The organism is Hyella patelloides LEGE 07179 (assembly GCF_900659865.1).
GTDB classification, from domain to species: Bacteria; Cyanobacteriota; Cyanobacteriia; order Cyanobacteriales; family Xenococcaceae; genus Hyella; species Hyella patelloides.
This window is the reverse complement of sequence record NZ_LR213767.1, coordinates 30,835-54,275: the sequence shown is the minus strand read 5'-3', so window position 1 is coordinate 54,275 and position 23,441 is coordinate 30,835. Positions and strand designations below refer to the sequence as shown.

General features: G+C 34.3%; 13 protein-coding genes and 1 pseudogene. 6 read left to right on the top strand and 8 right to left on the bottom strand.

The annotated features are described in order from the left end of the window. Positions 1-11 precede the first annotated feature (11 nt). Positions 12-5,684: a PAS domain S-box protein gene (locus tag H1P_RS00530; protein ID WP_144863065.1), complete on the bottom strand. Its 5,673-nt coding sequence runs from the start codon at positions 5,682-5,684 to the stop codon at positions 12-14. A gap of 257 nt (positions 5,685-5,941) precedes the next feature. On the opposite strand from H1P_RS00530, the gene H1P_RS00525 reads away from it, so the two are divergent. After that, complete coding sequence (locus H1P_RS00525; RefSeq protein WP_144863063.1) at positions 5,942-7,252, top strand: FAD-binding oxidoreductase; 1,311 nt, start codon at positions 5,942-5,944, stop codon at positions 7,250-7,252. Between the two features lie 294 nt (positions 7,253-7,546). Here the strand turns inward: H1P_RS00525 and H1P_RS00520 are convergent, their stop codons facing one another. Next, the gene (locus tag H1P_RS00520; protein WP_186375774.1) at positions 7,547-8,449 is read right to left on the bottom strand and encodes a pentapeptide repeat-containing protein; all 903 of its coding nucleotides are present in this window, start codon (positions 8,447-8,449) and stop codon (positions 7,547-7,549) included. A 961-nt stretch (positions 8,450-9,410) separates the two neighbouring features. Here H1P_RS00520 and H1P_RS00515 point away from each other — a divergent pair. Next, positions 9,411-10,553, top strand: coding sequence for a hypothetical protein (locus H1P_RS00515; RefSeq protein ID WP_144863059.1), 1,143 nt, complete (start codon positions 9,411-9,413; stop codon positions 10,551-10,553). Between the two features lie 247 nt (positions 10,554-10,800). On the opposite strand, the pseudogene H1P_RS00510 reads toward H1P_RS00515, so the two are convergent. Next, a pseudogene (locus tag H1P_RS00510) lies at positions 10,801-12,287 on the bottom strand (TldD/PmbA family protein). 139 nt (positions 12,288-12,426) lie between these two features. On the opposite strand from H1P_RS00510, the gene H1P_RS00505 reads away from it, so the two are divergent. Next, positions 12,427-13,035, top strand: coding sequence for an IS607 family transposase (locus tag H1P_RS00505; RefSeq protein WP_144863057.1), 609 nt, complete (start codon positions 12,427-12,429; stop codon positions 13,033-13,035). A gap of 1 nt (position 13,036) precedes the next feature. Then, on the top strand, positions 13,037-14,284 hold the full coding sequence (locus H1P_RS00500; RefSeq protein WP_222426881.1) for an RNA-guided endonuclease InsQ/TnpB family protein: 1,248 nt from the start codon (positions 13,037-13,039) through the stop codon (positions 14,282-14,284). Between the two features lie 187 nt (positions 14,285-14,471). Here the strand turns inward: H1P_RS00500 and H1P_RS00495 are convergent, their stop codons facing one another. Continuing rightward, the gene (locus H1P_RS00495; protein ID WP_144863118.1) at positions 14,472-15,077 is read right to left on the bottom strand and encodes a fasciclin domain-containing protein; all 606 of its coding nucleotides are present in this window, start codon (positions 15,075-15,077) and stop codon (positions 14,472-14,474) included. 520 nt (positions 15,078-15,597) lie between these two features. Next, a complete protein-coding gene (locus H1P_RS00490; RefSeq protein WP_246141408.1) occupies positions 15,598-16,083 on the bottom strand; it encodes a DUF4079 domain-containing protein in 486 nt (161 codons plus the stop codon). A gap of 133 nt (positions 16,084-16,216) precedes the next feature. On the opposite strand from H1P_RS00490, the gene H1P_RS00485 reads away from it, so the two are divergent. Next, positions 16,217-17,644, top strand: coding sequence for a protein adenylyltransferase SelO (locus H1P_RS00485; protein ID WP_144863055.1), 1,428 nt, complete (start codon positions 16,217-16,219; stop codon positions 17,642-17,644). 172 nt (positions 17,645-17,816) lie between these two features. Here the strand turns inward: H1P_RS00485 and H1P_RS38735 are convergent, their stop codons facing one another. Beyond that, positions 17,817-17,939 carry a hypothetical protein gene (locus tag H1P_RS38735; protein WP_281291071.1) on the bottom strand — a complete coding sequence of 41 codons (123 nt, stop codon included), beginning with the start codon at positions 17,937-17,939 and terminating at the stop codon, positions 17,817-17,819. A 116-nt stretch (positions 17,940-18,055) separates the two neighbouring features. Here H1P_RS38735 and H1P_RS00480 point away from each other — a divergent pair, with 116 nt between their 5' ends. Beyond that, on the top strand, positions 18,056-18,928 hold the full coding sequence (locus tag H1P_RS00480) for a pentapeptide repeat-containing protein (protein ID WP_144863053.1): 873 nt from the start codon (positions 18,056-18,058) through the stop codon (positions 18,926-18,928). 169 nt (positions 18,929-19,097) lie between these two features. Here H1P_RS00480 and H1P_RS00475 read toward each other — a convergent pair whose 3' ends face one another. After that, positions 19,098-21,002 carry an ArnT family glycosyltransferase gene (locus H1P_RS00475; RefSeq protein ID WP_144863051.1) on the bottom strand — a complete coding sequence of 635 codons (1,905 nt, stop codon included), beginning with the start codon at positions 21,000-21,002 and terminating at the stop codon, positions 19,098-19,100. Positions 21,003-21,539: 537 nt separating this feature from the next. Then, positions 21,540-23,213, bottom strand: coding sequence for a hypothetical protein (locus tag H1P_RS00470; RefSeq protein ID WP_144863049.1), 1,674 nt, complete (start codon positions 23,211-23,213; stop codon positions 21,540-21,542). Positions 23,214-23,441: the final 228 nt, after the last annotated feature.

The window sequence follows — 23,441 nt, the reverse complement described above, 5'->3', positions numbered from 1 at the left end:
AAATGTCGGCTTTACTTTTTCAAGCATTCAGTAATTTTATCAAAGCGAAAATCTTCTACCCATTGTTTAAAAGTAATTGCTAAATCCCTAGCAGAGTCAGGAATTTCGGCAATTAATTGTAAGACAATAGTTCTCTCTAGAGCGATCGCACATTCTTCCATTTGATCGCGCCATTCTGGAGGCATTTGAGTAAGTTGAGACTTAATGGCTGTGGGCGATATTTCATTGTGTTGTGGTTGAGAAACGTGAGTAATATCCGATGACTTTTCATAGATGTATTGGAGTTTCAAATGATGAGCCAAAACTTCAAAAAGATTTTCTGCTTGGAAAGGTTTTGCCATAAAATCATCACAACCAACGGAGAGCATTTTTTGTCGCTCTTCATCAAAGGCATTGGCGGTAATAGCAATTATGATAGGACATTTAGTTGTCATGTGTTGCTTGATTTTTTTGGTTGTTTGATAACCATTAAGAATTGGTAGTTCCAGATCCATTAAGATTAAATCTGGTTGCCAAGATTGAGCTATATTAATGGCTTGTGAACCGTTAATGGCTTCTTTGGTGATAAAACCTATAGAATTAAGCAATTGATGCAAAATACGGCGATTTTCCCATTGATCTTCCACGATTAAGATTTTGTAATCTGGTTGTTCCGCAGCTAAACTAACCACTTGGCGATCTTTTTGCTGTTCTAAATATTTTACTTGTTGTAGATTGCCCATTTTGAGAGGAATCATAAACTCAAATTTAGTTCCTCGATTGACTTGGCTCTCCACAGAAATTTGACCATCCATCATTTGAATAAATCGCTGAGAAATGGCTAAACCTAAGCCTGTTCCTTCTCCTAAATTTTTACCCGATTTGGTTTGTCTAAAGGTTTGGAAAAGGTTTTTTAATTCTTCTGGTGCAATACCAACTCCTGTATCTTGTAAGGTAAAAAATAGAGCTTGTTCGCAAAGAGAATTAGCTTTTGTGAGGGGCTGACCCCACCCTCGAAGAGCAAGGGGTCGTGGGGCGAGGTTTCCTCGCCCCCTTGTGAACCCCGCAGAGCTTGTACGCGGAGTCATCAGTTGACTATTTACCGTCAGAGTTACTGTTCCTTGAGAAGTAAATTTGATTGCATTACTTAAGAGGTTAATTAGGATTTGTCTTAGTTTTCCTTCATCGATTTTAATGCAGGGTGGTAAGTCAGGAGAGAGGTTAAAGATTAAATCAATCCCTTTAGATTTTGCTTTAATTTGCAGCATTGCAAATAGAGAATTGAGAAGACGATTCAGGTCACAGTCTAGACATTGTAGGGTAGTTTTTCCTGCTTCGATTTTGGACATTTCCAAGACATCACTAATTAGAGATAGTAGATGTTCGCCACTGCTATTGATAATACTAAGAATCTCTTTTTGTTCGGAAGTGGTAGTCGAGTCACGACACATTAGCTGAGTAAAACCCAAAATAGCATTGAGAGGAGTGCGTAATTCATGGGTCATTTTTGCCAGAAACTCGCTTTTAGCTAAAGATGCGACTTCCGCTTTGCTTTTGGCTATTTCTAACTCTTGGCGTTGTTTTTGTTCTTGTTCGAGTAGTTTAGCTTGAGAAATAGCAATTCCTACCTGAGTAGCAACAGCTTCTAAAAGAGTAATTTCTTCATGAGTCCATTGACGATAATCATCGCATTGTTGCAGAGAAATACAGCCGTTGGGTTCATCTTGATAAGATGTGCGAATAGCTAACACAGATTTGAGCTTGATTTGTTGGCAAAGAGGAATAATCTTCTCGAACAAAGGATCTTTATAGACATTGGGAGTAGCGTTCGCTATATCTCGTTTTAATAAAGCAGTAACGTGAGGGTTATCTTTAACGGTAATTCTCAAACCCAACAAAGAATCATAGTCCGATTCTGATTCTAAATATTCTGCCACAACACAAATATTAGGCTCAGGGATAGTTTCATAGGTATGAATCACACAACGGTTGACTCGAAAAGCACGACCAATTTGAGTGGTTGCAGTATGGAAGATTGCTTGACTATCAAGGCGTTGCCTAATTTCGTAGGTGATGCGACTCAGCAGTAATTCTCTGTGTAACTGTTGTTCTAAGACTCTTTCGGCTTGTTTGCGTTCTGTAATATTACGACAGATGCAGATCACTTTGCCTTCTGAAGTAAAATTAAGGCTAATTTCTTCATCGAATAAACTACCGTCTTTGCGCTTGGCGAGGGTTTCCCCTTTCCAATAACCCTGCTTTAATAGCAAAGGCATGATTTTGGTTTCCAAGTGTATTAACTCTTCGTGAGAGTATAAAACACTCCAATGTTGACCTAATAATTCTTCTGCGGAGTCATAACCAAATAGCTCTATATGAGTAGGGTTCAGGTAAATAAATTTGTAATCTTCTAAGATTGCCATCCCATCATAAGAGGATTCGATAGCAAGGGATTTTTCTTTAAGAACTTGCTGAATTGTTTGTCTTTCGGTTATTTCTGCTTGTAATTGCTGATTTTGAATATTTAGCTGGTTTCTTCTAGTAATTTCTTGTTTGAGCAGTTGTACTTGTGCTAAGGCGATCCCTACCGAGTCGGCTACAGATTCTAACAATTCAATTTCTTCAGATTTCCATTGACGATAGCGATCGCATTGATGTAAAGTTAACCACCCATTGATTTTTCCCTGATAAGAAGTTCGCACAGCCAAGATCGATTTTAGTTCTATTTGATGGGAAAATTGCTTTTGCTGTCTCAGTAACGGTTCTCGATCGATATTAGCAGAAGCGACTGCTTTATCTTGGGTTAAGACTTTCTCTATATAAGGATTTGACCCAGGAGGAATAGAAGCATCTAATAAAGAAATATAATCGGCAAGACAATATTCTGCAACAATTTGGCTGGAAGAGACAGTTGCTTCTTGACAAGTAATTAAATGACAGCGACTAACAGCAAAAGCTCGACCAATACTATCTACAGTAGCTTGAAAAACATCTTCTATTCTGAGATTAGAGCGGATTTGCTGAGTAATCTTAGCTAGTAGATTAGCTCTTTGTAATTGATGTTCTAGAGCTTGTTGAGTGTATTTACGTTGTAATTCTGCGCTGGCTCTAGCTGCAAAAATTTGTAAAATTAGTTTTGCTTCTTCCAGTTTGTCCACTAAAGATTGGCGATCTGCGATCGCTAGATACCCTAGAGTATCTCCTGAAGCATTAGCAATAGCAATCCCTAAAAAATTAGCTCCTATAAAAGATTTTAAGGAATCATGTCGCGGTAATAAATCTTGTTCTGTTAGAGAATAATGAATAACTTCTTTGGTATTTTCAAGCTGAATTAAAAAAGTTTGAGAGAACTCAAATTGTGAATTGCTAGTCAAGTTACCATCTTCCCATAAAGCCATGATTTCCGCTTGATTGTTCTTGTCAAATGTCGTAACTAAGGCGTAGTTAACATCCAAAATATTGACTAAAGTTTTGACACAAGACTGGAAAAAATCTTGACCAATTTTACTAGCTGTACCTTCAACAATGAGACGTAAAGATTCGACTTTTCTTTGTTGCTTACTAACATCTTCATAAGTTCCTAAAACTCCAATTACTTCACCTTTTAAATTACGTAAAGGTACTTTGCTAATATCTACATTAATTTGCTTTCCACTAGGAGTAATTTGAGTTTCTGCAATATGATATAAAGGTTTTTCTTGTTCTATACAATAGCGATCTCCTTCAAGACAACATTTCGTTTCGGCTTCTGACCAAGGAAAATCATCATCTGTTTTCCCCATAACTAGATCTGGATGTTCCAAACCAGCAGCGATGGCAAAAGTTTGATTACAGCCTAAATATACAGATTGAATATCTTTCCAAAAAATTGCTTGAGGAACAGTATTAATAATTAATTTTAAAAATGCTTCGGATTCTTTTAACTTTGTTTCTGTTTGTTTTAATTGAGTTATATCTCTAATTGCACCAACTAAAATATAGCTATTATTCACGTTTTGAAAAACTGCTTTATGAGTGGCTATAGTATGTTCTACACTATCACTATCAGTCAAATATTCTTCATTAGCGTGAGCTCTTCCCGTGGCGAAAACTAAATTATCTTGTTCCCAAAATACTTCGGCTTCTTGAGGTGGAAAAAAATCATAATCTGACTTACCAATAAGTTCTGCTCTAGAATGACCCAAAAATTCGCAAAAAGCATCATTAACTAACAGCCAGCGATGTTCTTCATCTTTGACAAAAATCGGGTCGGGAATAGTGTTTAAAATGTGCAATAAAAATTGATAAGACTTCTCGATCTCTTGCTCAAAACTTTTACGATTGGTAATATCGCGAAAATAAAAAATACTGCCATAATTGGTTTGTTGCGTATCAATGACATTAGAATAAACTTCAAAAAATCTACCATCTTGAAGTAAAATTTCTTGGTAACTTTCTATTGTGATATTTTGTTGAAAATCAAAAGTCGAATTTTGAAGCTGAGCCTTTAAATAAGCTAGTAGACTCTCTCCAGAACTACCGATGGGAAATGACTGTTGTATTTGCCATAAATCAATAAAACGTTGATTATAAGTAACGATATGCTGCCGTTTATCGATAATTAAAATACCATCAATAGAAGTCTTTTGTTGTGCCGAAAGAATGGCATTACTTCTAGCTAAAGCTTGAGCTATTTTTCTTTTTTCAATGACTTCTTGCTCTAATTGTTTTTGTTGTTTTTCTTGTTGCCATCGAGAACATTTTAACTCTTTAGTGAAATGTCTGATTACTCCGTAAATAATTCCCATACTCGCTATAGCAAACAATGTAATTGTTCGAGCTAATTTATGAGCGAGTATTAAAGCTTCTGCTTGATGTATTTGGGCAATTAAAACAATATTTTGGTCATTTAAACTCTGATAAATTCCAAGTATAGGTTGTTTTTGAGAGTTATAATAAATTTTTTGACTGTTATTTTTGGGGTTGATATTCTTGAGTAGCCAACTATTGAAATTAGAATCCGAAGCCTGAGAATCTTGAGAGATTAAAGTAGGATTTCCCTGAAGTAAACTGACTAAATATATTTTTTCTGTTGCACCTAGTCCTGTTTGTTTGCCGACAATAGGAGCTAATTGTCTTAAATTAAGGTTTGTGGTAACTAAAGCAATTTGCTTTTTTGCGCTATTAAAAAGAGGAATACCTAAAGTAACAGTGGGCTTTCCTGTAAATTCTGATTGATAAAAAATTGGATTAATACGATCTCTGGTAGTTGAAACATCATAATAATTTAATTTATCAATGGGGATGATTTTTCCTTCTAGGCTAGAATCTGTTCCTAAAATAACCTCACCATTAAGAGCGAGAATTGAAATATTGTTCCAATTATTTTTAAACTCTAAAATATGCTTTAAGCAATCGCTTAATTGTCGTTCGGCTTGAACTTTTTCTTTATTAGAAGAGTCTTTGTCTAATAAAATTTCAGTATAGTTACTTACTTCTGCAAACTGACTAATTAATAAAAAACTAGCTTTTTCTTGACGAAACCAAAGCTTAATTTCATCCTCTTTAATTGTAGTGACAATTTTTAATTTTTCAAAAGTAGATTCGATTAACACCTTTCTCGCCTGTTTGAAACTAATTCCTCCTAAGAAAATTAGTACCGCAAAAGCAAGAATCAAAAATCGCGATCCTATATTATTGATAAAACGTCGTGATTCTGACTTCATCTCTCATACATCTTAAAAATGTTAATAGCCCATAGATACTAACAGTAAGTACTTAGACAGAATTAATTGCACAAATTATTTTCTGTTCCCTGTTCAGAATTTCCTGATTACCTACTCTCCATCAATAAAATTAACTTTGTCCAATTACTCACTGTTATTTACTTGATACCTTAAAATCAGCAATGCCAACTAAATTAATTAAATATTTTTTAGTAGGCTGAAAAGATGAACCTTTTTCCTAAAGAGATAAAAATTTCATGTCTAATGCGATCGCTGATAAGCTACAATCAATAACAAACTGCAACGCTACAATCATCAAATTTCCCCATACTGATTCTGATTGGCAACATAAAATTAAACAGTCAGTCACAGGCTCTTTAGAATCAGTTTACTTAGTTATTCCCCATAAAGTAGATGTCTTGGCTACAGTTATAAAAACTGCTTATTATGAACGGTGGAACATAATGCCCTGTGGTAATGGTAGTAAACTAGATTGGGGTGGATTAACTAAAGATGTTCAATTAGTAGTTAGTACCCAAAAATGCGATCGCATTATACAACACGCTGTAGATGATTTAACCATCACAGTAGAAGCAGGAATCACACTAGCTAAGTTACAAGCAACCCTAAAAGCAACCAATCAGTTTTTACCCATCGATCCTGCTTTTCCTGAAACAGCCACTATTGGGGGTATCTTAGCCACCGCAGATACAGGAAGTCTGCGCCAACGATACGGTGGAATCCGAGATTTAGTATTGGGTATTTCTTTTGTGCGAGGAGATGGTGAAATTGCTAAAGCTGGAGGAAGGGTAGTTAAAAATGTTGCTGGTTACGACTTAATGAAGCTATTTATCGGCTCTTATGGTACGTTAGGTATTATTACTCAAGTTACCTTTCGCACTTATCCTATTCCCCAAGCTTCTCAAACTTTAGCCATTGCAGGAAAAGGCGAACAAATCGCTCAAGCAATTAAATTACTCAAAAATTCTAGTTTAACACCCACTGCTGCGGATTTAATTACAGCCTCCGTCGCTAAAAAATTAGAAATCACCGAAGATAACGCTCTGTTAGTTCGTTTTCAAGCTATTCCTGAAAGCATTCAAGATCAGACTGCTCAATTGGCAACTATGCTCGATAATTTAGCTGTCAAGATAACTCCTTACCAAGCAGAATCAGAACAGCAATTATGGCATCAATTAGCTACTTTAGTACGTACTCCACAAACACTAGAAGCTACTATCTGTAAGTTCGGAATTTTATCCACAGAAGCAATGGAATTATTACAGCAACTAAAAAGCATTGATTCTCAAAGCTATGCAATGATTCATATCGGAAGCGGTATTGGGATGTTACAACTTTCCGTAACTGAACCAAATATAATCCAAACTATCAGAGAATTTTGTCAAAATAAATCTGGTTTTCTTTCTGTGTTAACTGCACCCCAAAATATTAAGCAACAGATAGATATTTGGGGTTATAGTGGTAACGCTTTAGAGATGATGACAAATATCAAACAAAAATTCGATCCGAAACAAATTTTAAATTGCGATCGCTTTATGCTTAAATGAAGGCAGGAGGCGTGATGAGTAGAGGGTTTTGAGCTTAATTAAAACTCTTTTCAAAATCAATTTAGAGACTTAGTAAGGACTTACGCATTATGGAAATTTTTACTCAATATGTGCGGTAGGGCGAGGTACACCCACCCTACCAATGGTGTTTTTAAGTTTTTTTTGCGTAAGTCCTATTAGTTATGTATTGCTCTATTAGCTCTCTTTTATTTTAGGTAATCTTATAATGGGATGGGAATAGAATAAATAATGAAATAATAATAATAGTGAAATTGATTTTTTTCTACTTTTCTCTTATTTTTTAATCCAACCAGCAGCTATAGGATCGAAATCATCATCAAAGCGAGTTTTAGAATTATAATATACATCATAAGGATAATGTGAAGCTAATTTAGCACCTCTTAAATCAGCATTAGAAAAAGAAGCTTTTAAAAGATAGGCATTTCTCAAATTGGCAAATTTTAAATTAGCACCATGAAAGTTAACTTTTTCTAAACAAGATTCTTTTAAATTTGCTTGCTGTAGCCAAGATTGTCTTAAATTCACTCCACATAAAACTGCTTTATGCAGATCGGCCCAATTTAAATTGGATTGAGTCAAGCTAGAAAAACTTAAATTACAGCTTCTTAAATCAGCACATCTAAAATCAGATTTATCTAGCTTTACATCTTTAAGAGTAATTCCTTTTAATCTAGCTTTGATTAATTGACTCTGTTTAAAATCAGTTTCTCCTTTGATATAATTCTTGAGAATTTTGTAAGGTTCAGTAAAATGGTAAATATTAAAGTTAGAATTGTTAAAGAGATTTATCTGAAAATAATCTATTGTAATTTTTTCTATATAGCCTTCTTTTATAATTAATTCATAAAAGCTATCTTTTTTATTTTTATAAGATTTTTTTTGTTTGTGTTTAAATGCTAAATCCTTAACTATTTTTGTATTTATTAAACCAGATTTAAGCAAATAAAAAATTAAAGATTTTTTCTTGTCTGATTTAATTATTTTTGGCCATTCTTCAAGAAAAAAGTCAATAGTTGATTGCTTAATCCAGCCATGAGAAATTAGTATTTCGCCAATTTTCAAATCATTTTTTAACTGCTCTCCTAATGCAGTCTCTATTTGAATAATACTAATTAAACCTGCTTCAACTAAAATTTCACCTAAGAGTTTGTGATGTCTATTATCGTTAATATTCATGTTCATAAAGAATATTTACATTTTGATTTAAAACCAAAAATATATAATTAAGAATGGATCTTTTATTCACTATAAATTAGACTTTTCATTTTTGACTGTGATCTAATCCTAAATTCGATTTAAAAAAGTTATATATAATAAGAGATAAAAAAGAGTAATATCAGATAATGCCCAAAAAAGGGTTCTGTTGTAAATCGATAATTTTTTCGCTTGTTAGCTCTATGTTTGTAGTCATATTTACTTCATTTAATTACTAAGTTATATCTCTAGTTTATAAAAAAATAATTTGATTTAGTCAATCCGAGAATACACATATAGCTAGAATCCTATTTTACTTATTATGTTCTAATCTTTGCTTCGATTGCTATAAGAGGGATACTTTTGGAAAATGGTATAATCTGCTATCTGTCTGGCTAGTGAAGAAGAATTGGTATTAAGTATTTAGGCAAAATTATTGATGCATTTTGTTTACTTATTGCCTATTACCCATTGGTGACAAGAAAGCGCAAAAATGGTATTTGTAAATTACAACCCAAACAAGATTTAAGGTTTAATTAGCATCTTGCACTCCGATTCTAGACCGCCTCATTCCTTAAGTGGCAAGCTCACAGAATAAGTCTCCTGAAATCGACTAAAAGGCGCGAGCGCATTCTAATTTTAGTCCTCTTGAGAGGACTTATGAAGTATCAGCCATAGATTTCAATCTTTGGCGGTCATGAAGGCTGATGTCATCAAGACTGAATAAAGGTCTTCAATTCAATCAAGACCAAAATTTGACAAAAGACAAATCATCTTAACTTGTCACCATTGCCTCTTACGTATTACTTATTACCAGCGACCGTTATAACAATTGTACCAATTAGAAAAAATTTTCCACAATAATCATGACCTTAGCGTAAATCTCTCTAACTTATCTGGGAATTATTAAAGATATACAAATAAAAACTATAATAAGTTTGAGATGACTATCGAACAGATAAGATTGCAAGCAAAGAATGAAACTACCGCGCCAGAAGTATTAACTCAATTGGCTAGTAGTGAAGATAAACTGATTCGTCAATATGTTGCTAGCAATCCCAATACACCTGTAGAAACTTTAGCGAAATTAGGGGAAGAATTTCCCGATGAAATTGTAGCTAATCCTATCTTTGACCTATTGTTATTAGAAAACCCTGAAAGTGAATTCGTTTTAGTTTCTTTGGCTCGTAGTTCGACAACATCAATCGAGAGATTAGAAAAGCTGGTATATTCTGATAATAAAAATGTCGTAATTGCGTTAGGATATAATCCTAGTTTACCCGATCCTATTTTAGATACATTAGTTAGCCATAAAGATAATTGGATCGATCGTTTAAGTTTAACAAGTTTTACTCTTAATAATGGTTATTCAAGCTCTCTTCATCCTAATATTTCTATAAAACTTTTAGATAAATTAGCTTTTCATGATGAAGAACATACTCGCAACCTCGTTGCAAAACACCCCAATATATCAGAAGAAACTATTAATAAATTAACCAGGGATCGCTCTCATTTTGTACGCGCCACGATCGCATTAAGAGAAAATATACCAGAAAAAACGGCTCATATTTTATCAAAAGATACTTCACGTCACGTTAGGAGACAACTCGCTACTAATCCTAATATCCCGATTAAAGTTATCAAACGCTTAAGTAAAGATAAAGATGATTACGTCCATGTTGGAGTTAGTCAAAATCTCAGTACGCCACCAGAAATTTTAATCGAACTAGCCAAAAGTGAAAATCATAACGTGCGTAATGGCGTTGCAGAAAATCCTAATGCGCCATTAGAAGTTTTAGATAAATTTAAAACCGATGAAAACAAACACGCTCGCGAAAGAGTTGCTAAACATCCTAGTATCTCATTAGAAATTATAGAATATTTAGCTAAAGATAAAATTGCCTCGGTACGTCAAGCTTTAGCGAAAAATCCTCAAACTCCTGCAAGTATATTAGATAACTTAAAAAGTGACAGAAGCAAGCACGTTCGTCAAGCTGTAGCCAATAATAAAAATACGCCCTCAGATATTAGAAAAGCATTGTTGAATAACACAGATAAAAATATTTTCAAAAATAAAACAAAATAAGTTAACGACACAGTCTAATATACAGCAGTTTGCATAACTAAGAGAAACAGAAAATTTGTAGTAAGGTGGGCATTGCACTAAAGTACTTCCTTCGGTCGCCCACCCTACCCTGTAATTAAAATTTCCCGATCTTTCATGTCCTAAAATGAAATGCAATAGACTGTCGATGGTTAGAATAACAGTCCGATTGATATTAGTGTTTGAGATAAATGCGATCGCTAATATCTCTAATTTTACTAAACTATATTTAACTCGCTCTCCCCACATGAATATTTTGCACTCTAGCGGGGACGCAAGCATGAGTCATCTGAGCAATTTGCATGGGTTCACCTTTACCACACATATTAGTTCCACACTGCTTTAATTCCGCTTCAGGAGCGATCGCATCTATACTATTCCAAAAGTCTGTGGTCATGCTATGGTAAGTAACATTTTTCAACATTCCTACTACCTTGCCGTTTTCTACTTTCCAAAAAGCATCTCCGCCAAATTGGAAATTACGACGTTGTTGATCGATAGAATAGCTCCCAATACCATCGATTAAAATTCCTTCCTTAGTATCAGCAATCATCTCATCTAAAGTTGCCGTGTGGCTTCCTCCTGGCTTTCCTGGCTCTAAACCAAGATTAGGAATACGCACCATCGGTACACTAGACCAACTATCTGCATAGGCACTACCATTACTACTACCACGACCTAACCTATGAGCAGTTTCGCGATCCGTTAGATAATCATTGAGAATACCATCTTTAACCACATACCATTTTTGGGCGGGTACACCTTCATCATCATAAGCCATAGTACCCGTCCGTGAGGTTGGGTGCGATCGGCGACTAAATTAATCCAAGGTGCAGCATATTGGAGCTTTTGCCATTTATCAGTAGTTGCAAAGCTAGTACCAGCAAAATTAGATTCATAACCATAAACACGGTCTAATTCCGTAGGATGTCCCACAGATTCATGAATGGTTAAAAAGAGGTTAGTCGGTTGCAGGATTAAAGTAGTCTTCGTATCGAGTTCCCATTGAGGAGCATTTACCTTTTCAATCGCTTCGGTGGCAACCCTGTCTATATTACCTAGTAAATCTTTTTTATCTATGTGTTCGTAACCGATATTAAGGGGAGAGCGTTCATAACTACGACTTTGAGCATCCCCGTCAGCAATAGCAGTACAGCTAAAGCCAGGATAACTACGATAAATTGTTTGTTCGATTAATGAGCCTTCAGTAGAGGCAAATACTTTATCTTCTTTGGTAAAGCGGAGGAAAGAGTAAGCCTTTTTAATCCCTTGTTCACCATAGCTTAACAGGCGATCGTTAATATTCAATAGTAGCTCTGCTTTTTCACCAATAGATATGGTAAAAGGATCGATTTCTATCGGAGTAACGTATTTATCTTGATAAGCTGCCACAGGAACTAACTTTATGGGCTTTTGCTGGCTTAAACGGCTTCCTTTAGCAATTTCCACCGCTAGATTAACGATTCTTGTAATTTCTTCAGGTGTCTTTTTATGGGAAGCAGCAAAACCCCAAGCACCATCTAAAAGTACTCTGACACCAAAACCCGAACTTACATTATCAGAAAGATTTTTTAAAGAGCGATCGCTTGCACTTAATCTCTGAGTACGATAGTTACACAGACGAATATCTCCATATTCACAACCAGCCTGCTCGATTAGTTTGACAGCGAGGTTTGCTAATTCTTGAGTAGTTAGCTTTTGAGGTGCAGATACCATGATTTATAAATATAGAAAATGCCTAATGCTAGCTAAATTGTACCGAAAACAGACTAAGTATAGTAAGGGCTATTAACAGAAGCTTAATAATTAGACAATATTAGACATAAGTTGACAAATAAAAGGCTATAATAGGCATATGTCTAATTTAATTGGAGTAAAAGAAGCAGCAGAGCTACTAGGAGTATCGACTAAAACCATCCGTAGGTGGGAAGAGTCGGGGAAAATTCGTTCTTGTCGAACTGAAGGAGGTCACAGAAGATTTAATGTCAGCGATTTGTTAGGTAACAAATCTGATGCTTCATTGACTGTAGCCTATGCCAGAGTTAGTTCTCATGACCAAAAATCAGCTCTAGATAGACAAGCAATGGTGCTTGAAGCTTATTGCGCGAAACAAGGCTGGTCATTTGAGCTTATTAAAGACTTAGGTTCGGGAATGAACTACAAAAAAAAAGGGTTAATCAGGCTAATTAAGCTACTTTGCACTTATCAGGTGGAAAGGTTGGTATTAACCAATAAAGATCGCCTACTTAGGTTTGGTAGCGAATTAATTTTTATGCTGTGTGAAATATACGGTACAGAAGTAATTATTATTAATCGGAGTGAAGATTCTACGTTTGAAGAAGATTTAGCATCGGATGTACTAGAGATAATTACTGTGTTTAGTGCTAGATTGTATGGTTCTAGAAGCCACAAAAACAAAGCTTTAGTGAAAGAATTAAGAGAGATAGCAGACAAGATAAAATAGTATGCTGTTAGGTTTTAAGACGGAATTAAAAGTTAATAATACACAAAGAATTCTGTTAGCCAAACACGCAGGAGTAGCTCGTCACGCCTGGAATTGGGGTTTAGGTTTGACCAAACAAATTTTAGATAATAACCGAGACAAGCCAACAGCCCTAAAGGATACCGCTTCGCCTAAAAAAATCAAGTTTCCGACCTCTATTGACCTGCATAAATGGTTGGTAGCTCTGGTAAAACCCGAATGCCCTTGGTATTACGAAGTATCGAAATGTGCGCCACAATATGCTTTGAGGCACTTAAGGAAAGCTTGGGATGATTGTTTTAAAAAAGTCAAAAGACCACCACGTTTTAAGAAAAAAGGAAAGTCAGATAGCTTTACTTTAGATGGTTCGATAACTGTAGAAAATCAACGAATTAAAGTTCCTAGAATTGGATGGCTAAAGACTTATGAAAAACTGCCAATTAATAGCAACCCAAAATCTGTAACCATTAGCAAAAGAGCAAATAAATGGTTTATTAGTTGGAAGATAGAAAGTAGTGTAACTTATGTTGCGCCTGCAAACAATCCAGTATCAGTTGACTTAGGTTTGCTGAGATTTGCTACATTATCGACAGGGGAGGAAATACATTCCCCCAGACCATACAAACAGTTGTCAAAAAAGCTGGCTAAATTACAATGGCGCAATCGCCATAAAGTAGTTGGTTCGGCTAATTGGAAGAAAGCTCAAAGCAAGATAGCTAAGTTACATTATCGTATTGGTTGTATACGTGCCGATTTTATTCATAAATTAACCACACGATTGGCTAAGAACCACAGCCATTGTGCGATTGAAGATTTATGTATATCGGGTTTAATCCAAAACCGAAAGTTGTCAAAAGCTATTGCTGACTCTGGTTGGGGCGAATTTCGCCGTCAATTGGAATATAAAACCGAGCTATATGGCAGTGAGTTAGTTATTGCCGACCGCTTTTTTGCCAGCAGTAAACTGTGTCCCCAGTGCGGACACAAAAAAGACAAACTCCCATTAAATGTAAGAGTTTATAAATGCGATAACGATAGCTGCGATTGGGTAGCTGACCGAGACTATTCAGCCGCAATAAATCTTTTAAATTTACTAGGGATAGCTAATCCCGATGTCATGCCTGTGGAGAAGCAAGAGCCGACTCTCTTTGGTGAAGCAGGAACTAATAACCAACAAGAAAAAGATAATGGTTATGTACAGTTGTCCTTGCCATTGTCCAATATTGTCTAACTTTTAGAAAGCGGCAACCGACTGTTTCGACAAAACTAACTCTAATTACATCTTTTGTAGAATTAAATTGTCCAAAATCGAATTGTACGATCTGATAATTATAGAAACTAAAGTGCGATCGCAGTCGGGAAAGAAGCCAAATAGAAAAAGCGATCGCACTTTGATCGCTTTTATAACTAATTAAATATTACTGAAAAATACTTTCTTCTACACCTAATTCAGAAGCTAAAGTACTTTGTAAATCTGCTGGTAGTAAAACTTTGTCTACAGCATGAATAATCCCATTACTCGCTTCAATATCTGGAGTAATAACGTTTGCGTCATTAACAATAACTCCATCTTCTGTTATTTCAGTAACTAATCCGCCGTCAAGAGATTCTACGTCACCGCCAGTAATATCGCCAGAAGCTACTTCTTCGGGAACAACATGATAAGAAAGTACCCGTTGTAATACTTCTTTGTTTTCAGGTTCTAACAAGTATTCTAATGCACCTTCTGGTAGTTGACTAAAGGCTTCATCAGTGGGCGCAAATAATGTGTAAGAAGAATCAGAATCTGATAGTGTATCTGCTAATTCTGCTGCTTCTACTGCTTGAACTAGAGTATTGAATGACTCACTTTCTGATGCCACTTCTACAATATTACCTGCTTCCATACTTGTTTCATCTACAAGTATTATCTCTGTTTCACTAGTAGATTCCATAGAATCTGTATGGTTATCAGCTAATGCAGGAGATACAGATAATGTTCCTAAGCTAAGAATGCCAGTGAATACTAACAGTTGTTTACGCATTTGTCCAAAAGAATTAATTCTCAAAATGTATTTATTATAAATCACTAGACTTCTCTTTGATACTAACAAAATATCTGTTAACTAATCCTCTTACTTTTGGCATATTTTTTAATTAATATTTTAGGCTTTTTATATAGCTTATCTTATTCCTTAGTTGTAATGCAGAAACTTTTCCTTTGAAAAAATAGCGATCAAACAATACGATCCCGCGTCTTTAATCTATAGGACACTTTGTAGCTAATCAAAACACAAAAAAGGCATCAAAAAGTAAAAAGTTAGCAACTATAATATTTTCAGGGATTAATTGTAATAATCAATCAAGTAATTATTTTTTTGCTTTACTACAATAAATATTATTGCTCGTTATCCATTATCTATTATTTACCTAAAAAATAACTTTGCAAATTTAAAAATATTTAAATAAAAATCCCCTACAATAAATAATCATAGAGGAGAATCAACGAGCAAATTATTCAAAAATTTTTGTCAGATTTGATATTTATATTCTTCACTAACAATCTTAAATTGATAAGCCTAGCTTCAAACCTAATACAGCATGAAAAACTAAAATAACTAAAGCTAAACTTCCTACATAAGCATGAACAGTACGTAAAGTTTCTTTATTACCAATAAACCCTGTGGCAGCAATTACGGCATTAATAGTAAGTAGAATAATAACAACTGAACCAGTCCAAAAATGAGGACTTTCTAAAATTGGTTGATTTTGCATTACCAGCGATAACAAACCTCCTGTATATCCAGAAGCTAAAAAAATATACATTAAAGGAGCTATCTTACGATGATCTGCTTTATTTTTAATTGCACCATCAGGATCAGTTACTGCTAGCTGACGACTACGCCACCCTGCTAAAGCCACAAAACTTCCCATCACAAAAACAACAATACTCATAAAGAAGGGATGTCCCCAATGAACGATGGGTTCAGGCGTTCCTAAACCACCGAACCAATCAGCGATTGGCTTTAAAATTTCTGTTAAATTGTCCACGATTGCTTTGCCGTAATATTTCTTAACCAAAACAAATCATAACAAGATATTAACGACAGCGCACAAATTACGACTTTCCAGGCTTTTTGTAGACTAAAGATTAAACAAACGCTTTTTCGAGAACACACCTAAAATGATTCCACAAGAAACTACCGATAACCCATTTCTGCATCTAATCTATGAACCAGAAGTAGAAGATAATCTGGGGGAAGACTATTATGATGTTGTTCCCGCAACTAAGTTTCCTCAACATATTCTGCGATTTCGCAATGATTCGTTGTTACCCAAGTTGCGTTTAAATCCTGAAGAGGTAACGGAAGCTCATTTTATCGAAGCTTTTGGCAAATTTCAGAGCATTAGACCATTTTTAGCTTTACGCTACCACGGTTATCAATTTGGTCACTATAATCCTTCCCTGGGAGATGGTAGAGGGTTTCTTTATGGACAGGTAAGAGGGATAGACGATCGCCTTTACGATTTTGGCACAAAAGGATCGGGACGCACCCCTTATTCTCGTACTGCTGATGGCAGATTAACTCTGAAAGGTGGTATCAGAGAGGTATTAGCAGCAGAGGCTTTACATCGTTTAGGGGTTAATACTTCCCGTTGTTTTAGTTTAGTAGAGACAGGGGAGTCTTTATGGCGAGGTGATGAACCTTCACCAACTCGTTCTTGTGTTATGGTGCGTTTTAGTCGTTCTCACATTCGTTTTGGTACTTTTGAGCGGTTACATTATCTTAAACGAGCCGATTTAATTACTAAGCTCTTAGATAGGGTGATTGCGGTATATTATCCCCATATTCCTGATAATGAGGAGAAATACGGCTTATTTTATGCAGAATTAGTAGAAAGAGTAGCCAGAATGACCGCACAATGGATGGCTGCGGGTTTTTGCCATGGGGTATTAAATACCGATAATATGTCTATTACGGGAGAAAGCTTTGATTATGGCCCTTATGCTTTTATAGATACTTATAATCCGCAGTTTATCGCAGCTTATTTTGATTATGGTGGACGTTACAGCTATGGAAATCAACCTATAGTTTGTAAGTTAAATTTAGAGATGTTGCAGACACCTTTAGGAATAGTCATCTCATCAACAGATTTGGAATCAGGGTTAGCGCAGTTTGAAGATTGCTATCAGTCTACTTATGAGCAGTTAATGATGCAAAGGTTGGGTTTTGATGGTTTGTTTGCACCCATAGCAGAAGAATTACTTACTGCCACCATACAACTATTGCGTAATAGTAAGATTCTCTATCAGGACTTTTTTAAGGAACTTGCTTTGGGGTTTAATGATGGTTGGCGAGATGAGCCGAATTTAATTTTGGAAAATGCTTCTTTTGCCAAGGAAGTAACTCAACAGTGGAAAAGTCTGTACCATCGTTGTTTGAATAAGCTTTCTGAAATAGAGATGGCTCTTATTAGCGATCGCCTATCCCAACATAATCCTCAGTTTACTCTGATTCGCCCTGTGATTGAGTCTGTATGGCAACCTATTGTCGAAGAAGATAATTGGCAACCTTTTGATGATTTGGTTAGGCAAATTCAAGAAGGTTAATAATTAACGGCGTTGCTGAATAGAGAATGCTAATCAAGAAATCAGATCGTTAAAACATTATTTTTTCGTAGATACTTGCATCAAAAGCATTACGCAGTCACCAACGCCTAATTAACATCAGATATATAACCGTACAAGATTAGGTGAGGACAAAAAAACTATTGATTTGAAACTAGTAATACCAACTCTCTGGGGTCTGACAGACCGCCAAAGCACCATCAGAGATGTCATCGATAGTAACGGTAACTTTCTCAACCACATCAGCTATGACAGCTTTGGCAACATTATCAATCAAACTGATAGTAACATTAATTTCCGCATTTTGAATTTCCTCCAGTTATTCCTCTAATTTTAGATTGGTTAAAAGATGGATGAAATCCAGTTTAAAACATTAATATAGAATTCAAAAGCATGGAAATTGACCTAATCTTAAACCGATATTCATCAGGAAAACGAAATTTTTCTAATCTTGATTTGCATGGGAGCGATTTGAGTAATCTCGAACTATGTGATATTAATCTGAACAAAGCTAATTTACAAGATAGCAACTTAAGTAATACAAATCTAGAATTTGCTTCTATTATTCAAGCCAATCTATATAAAGCAAATCTCAGTAAAACAAATTTGTACAATGCGAATTTAAGTCAGACAAATTTACAAAAAGTAAATTTAAGCGGGGCTAATCTTGAATGGGCTTGTTTAGATGAAGTAAGCTTAAAAGATACTAATCTTCTTGAAGTAGAAGGACTTTATGGAATTAGCCTAAGTAAAGTGAATTTACGCAAAGTTGATTTGAGAGGGATTGATTTGGAATGTGCAACATTAAACAAAACTTGTTTAGCTGAGACAAATTTACGTAGAGCAGCATTAGGTGGAATCAAATCTTTTCAAGTTAATTTGTGTAATGCAGATTTGACTGAAGCAAGGCTATCAGATGCTAATTTAAGCGAAGCTTTGTTGAAAGAAGCGAATTTAAGCAAAACACTTTTTTTAGGAGCTTACTTAGTTGAAGCTGATTTGGAGAAAGCAAATTTAGATCAATCAGATTTACGGAAATCCAATTTAAAACAAGCTAATTTAAGTAAAGCTAATATAAACCAGACTTATTTTGGTGGCGCAAATTTGTTTGGTGCAAATTTCACCGAAGCAATTCTAAGTCGAGTACATCTACAAAATGTTGATTTGAGACAAGCTAATTTCAAAAATGCTATTTTTCGAGAAGTTAGTTTTAGTAATGTTAATTTTGGCAATACCATAATGCCTGATGGCACTATCAAATCTTGATGTCAGTGTGAGTATGACTGGGTAAACAATGTTACTTGCATTACCAATGCTAGATGCAATAGTATCAGATATCAATATTAGAAAAAACTTTGATGCAGATCAGCCTGATGTAATTCGTTGTGTTTTAAGAAAATAATGAAATCGCCAATCTTGTAGTAAAACTACTGATTTAGTATAGTCGCCGATCTTGTCTTCTGAAGTTTTTAATAGCAGCTTGATTGATATATACCTGTCTTTTGCCAATACTCAATAAAGCTCTACCAGCATTATTTGGTAAATTGAGATCTATAGAGTCTTGAGGATTTGTCAAATCTCTCATAAAGTCTGTGACAAAAACTACAGGGCGCGTACTATCCCAATGGGATTGCAATTGTTGTTTATTAATTAAATAGTTGGGTTTTTTTCCTGGAAATTGGGGTGGTGTTCTGTTTTCTCCACTATCTTCTAAAATCAGAACATTACGATATACTTTTTTTCCTTTTCCTGAGATGAAGCCCAGAGGAAGCTCTTTGTTATCAGTAATGGATTCTTCGGTTTGATTAATTTCTTGTCCTTGATTGAGATAGTAAGCTATACCTCCTGCTGCACCTATTTCTCTTGAACCTTCAAAAATCCATAATGCATTAATCGGTAAGTTGGTATCTACTATTCGGACTAAATTTTTACTAGAGCGAATATCTTGGTAAAAAGCAAAGCCAATAGTAATCATGCTGTAGAAAACAAATAAGCTAATTACTAAAGATTTAAAGGATAAGGCATAATTTTGTTTTAATAGCTCAATACCCGAAACCAAAAAGCCTAATGCTAAGATTAAAATATTTGCTAAAACTAAACTGGTAAAGATAGAATAATTTTTAATTACAGTAAAAGACTGAAATAATTGAGGAAAAATAGCGATCGCTATAGTAGCAATAACCCCCATAACAATCACAATATATCCATAAATATCAAAAACACAATTAAGATTAATTTTTTTGAAAATCCAGTATCTTGTGAATAGCTGTATTTTTTCTGCTGATGACTGATTAATAAATGCGCTAGCACACAATATTGTATAGGCAGGTATGGCGGGAATACTGTAATAAATTAATCGAGAAGATAACGGTAAAAATATAATAATTGGTAAAATAAAAGTATTAGTTAACAATAAAATAGCATCTTGTTGTGGTGTTTTTTGGCTCTTGCTATCAGTTTTTAATTGTTGCCAAATAAACCTAAACACAGAAGGTAAAAATAAGCTCCAAGGTACGCACCATAAAGCTGTAATGCCTAAATAGCCTAAAGCATTAATTTTGGAGACTACATAATCTGGAGGAAAACGTCGGTCAAAAATACGACTTATATGTTCATTGAAAATGAAATAATGCCAAAACTCAGGATTTGCTCGTTCAATTGCCAGACACCAAGGCAATACCAAAGCTAAAATAAATAAGCCACCTAAAAGTAATTTGGTTTTCCTAAAAATATACCAGTTACGATGATAAATTGCGATCGCTATATAGCTGCAAGCAATAAAAAATATTCCAATTAATCCTTTGGTTAATAAGCATAGAGCAATCAAAAAATACAAGCAAAAAAAATAAATTAATGATTGAGGTTTATAGAGTAATTTCCATAAAAAATAATTACTAGCAAGCACTAAAGTAGCCAGTAAAACATCAGTTAATATTTGATGACTAAAAATAAACCAGCCGAGACTTACTGATAGCATCAAAACCGTAATCCGATTAGCAGTAACTCCCCATAAATCTTTACTCCATTTTCCTGCAACTATTATCCCTAGCCAACCAGCTATCGCAATCGGAAATCTCGCTGCAAATTCAGTATTACCAAAAAAAGTTTTAGAGATCGCAATCAACCAATATATCAGTGGAGGCTTATTGAGATAAGGTGCGCCATTAAGATAAGGTGTAATCCAATCTCCTCGCCATATCATCTCATTCCCTACCATTGCAAAATGACTTTCATGGGGTTCATATAAACCATAGTTACCAATACCAAAAGTGAATAATCCTAATGCTAATAGGGGAATTAATAAGTCGATGATGTTAGTTTTTTGATTGGTATTGGGCATTTTATCAGTTGTTGGTTATCAGTTATCAATTATCATTAGAGATTGAAGACTGAATAAATGTAATGGTTATCCATCATAAACTATTTTGAATCTCGTGCAGAGTCGTTTATACCCTAATGCGATGGGTACAAGTCCCGCTTAGTTTGGTGCAAAGTTGCAGAGAGCTTCAATTGAGATCTATTAATTTAGTTTAATATATTTAAATGTTCTGGCTTTGTTACAAGTATATACACTGTATGAATGTTTTAAAAAATCAAAAAAAATCTGGAAATAATTAAAATATTATCAAATTTATCAACAAAATATAGCATTAGAATATTGTGTAAAATGTTAAAATTAAATCGTGAAAATCTATTGGAAGTTACTGTTAACTCACGATCTAATTTTTTATAAACTATCTTAAATCTACTTTAAATTGAACTCGATTTGCCAAGAATTTGATGTTAGATCGAAAGAAGAATTTTGTTGTTGTTTAAATCCAAGATACTAAAAAAACAGCAACAGTATACGATCGACAGGTAATAATGCTACTAGAATTTATTTGATTAATTTTACTATGCAGCTTGTATCTAATAAAATCTGATTTTTTGTTTTAAATACATTACAGCGATCGCTGTAATGTATTAAAATGGGTTTTTGTTTATTTTTTAAGAGATCGATAGCGCGGTTAGTTTCTATTTTAAATTGTTGTAGCCACTGATTATTTGTCAGGTATTCTACAGTAAAAGAGTTATTATCTATTAATAGTAAATCAACGTTATATTTTTTAATAAAATCAACTAGGGTATTTTGCTCTAAGCTATACTGTGCTGAGATTAAATCTTGAACTCGCTGGCTAATTTGTTGATAATAACCTCGATGGTAAGGGATAGCATATTCTTTTGCTACTAATACAGAGCGTGCTGCTAAACTAGGAATAAAATCTGCTTCTTTACTCAGGGTAGCAATTAAAATATCTTTGGGTTGTTGTTGCAAAAATTGATAAAGCTCCTCGGATTCCCCTGTTACATAACCTAATCTTTCAGGATAGCTTTGCACGGCATAGGTAGGATAAAGTAATATACAAATTAAAGCTATTAAGCAAATGAATCTCGTAGAAATGTTTACATAACTTTTCTTACAAAATATGTTGTCAATCCATGAAATAAATTTATTAAAAATAACTGCGATCGTAATACCGTCAATTAAAGCAATAATAATTCTCTGAGTATGATGGGTATAACGGGCAGGTAAATGTAGTCTAAATAGTAAAAGATGCGCTAATAAAAATAATAATACTGAAGCCAGAAATAATTCCAATAAAACTTTGATTTGTGGTTTGATTTCTTTGACTAAAGGAAAGCGATTAGGATACTGTTGTAACCACCATAAGCTAATTCCATAAATACACATCAAACTGTATTGCCATTCAATTGTGAAAAACCCACTTCTTCTGCCAGTTAACCAAAATCCACTGAAGCTATCTGAAAAAAAAGCACTCCTTCCTTCTGGCAAAAACTCTTGTAATAATTTTGCTTGACTAGCGGTAACAACTGGTGCAAAATTAGATGTTTTAAAACCATAAGCAGCTAAAATAATAACGCTTACAAATAACCCCCATAATTCAATCTTTTGAGGTTTCTGATACTGCAATAACCTTAAACTTAAAACCATAACAGAAATTAAAACAGCTTGAGGATAAAATAAACCCTGTAACAGTATCATTAATAAACACAAGATTAAATTTTGTCGTAATAGATAATAAATAAATGCTAATAAGAAAACGTAAATAAAGGCTCTTGGCGTACCTGAAGACAAATCATCTACCATCCAAAGATTTTGATTAAGCAATAGGCTACTAATAAAACCAGCAAAAGGTATGGGAAAAATTTCTACACAAACTAAAAAACAATAAATAGTTGTCGTAACACCAATGATTAAAGTTGATATTTTATTAAAGAAAAAGACATCTATACCTAAGCTACCAACTAGCCTATATAAATTAGTAAATCCCACAGGGGTTACAGATTTAAAATAATCAGCAATCAAATCGTTTTGCCAAAACCCATTACCATTAAACTGCTGCATCCAAAAGATATACTGTCTGGCATCATCTTGTACTGTATAGGGAGACTGTAAAGCAATTTTTAATCCACTAAGACTAAATAAAATCGCTGTAATAATACTTACAGTAAGCCAAAAATTGGATTTGGATTTTAAAAAAAGTTTCACTGAATATATTAATTAAAATATCTTATTTAAGGTCGAGTTTAAGCAAGTTTGCCAAAAGCTAAATATCTAAATGATTTTGGCAATAGCTATACCCATCCTACAAATAATTATATTAATCTATTTTCGTAAAAAGCTCAGACAACATAGTTTGATAATTCGCTTGTATCTGTGTTTATTTATGTAAAAGATGTGAATATTTTTTAACAATACATAGTTTTAGGTATTGTT

Bases quoted from the DNA above. Each gene is read 5' to 3' on its own strand.
- H1P_RS00505 (WP_144863057.1), top strand. From the start codon at position 12,427: ATGTCTAATTTAATTGGAGTAAAAGAAGCAGCAGAGCTACTAGGAGTA.
- H1P_RS00475 (WP_144863051.1), bottom strand. From the start codon at position 21,002: ATGCCCAATACCAATCAAAAAACTAACATCATCGACTTATTAATTCCC.
- H1P_RS00495 (WP_144863118.1), bottom strand. From the start codon at position 15,077: ATGCGTAAACAACTGTTAGTATTCACTGGCATTCTTAGCTTAGGAACA.
- H1P_RS00500 (WP_222426881.1), top strand. From the start codon at position 13,037: ATGCTGTTAGGTTTTAAGACGGAATTAAAAGTTAATAATACACAAAGA.
- H1P_RS00530 (WP_144863065.1), bottom strand. From the start codon at position 5,684: ATGAAGTCAGAATCACGACGTTTTATCAATAATATAGGATCGCGATTT.
- H1P_RS00480 (WP_144863053.1), top strand. From the start codon at position 18,056: ATGGAAATTGACCTAATCTTAAACCGATATTCATCAGGAAAACGAAAT.
- H1P_RS00520 (WP_186375774.1), bottom strand. From the start codon at position 8,449: ATGAATATTAACGATAATAGACATCACAAACTCTTAGGTGAAATTTTA.
- H1P_RS00485 (WP_144863055.1), top strand. From the start codon at position 16,217: ATGATTCCACAAGAAACTACCGATAACCCATTTCTGCATCTAATCTAT.
- H1P_RS00525 (WP_144863063.1), top strand. From the start codon at position 5,942: ATGTCTAATGCGATCGCTGATAAGCTACAATCAATAACAAACTGCAAC.
- H1P_RS00515 (WP_144863059.1), top strand. From the start codon at position 9,411: ATGACTATCGAACAGATAAGATTGCAAGCAAAGAATGAAACTACCGCG.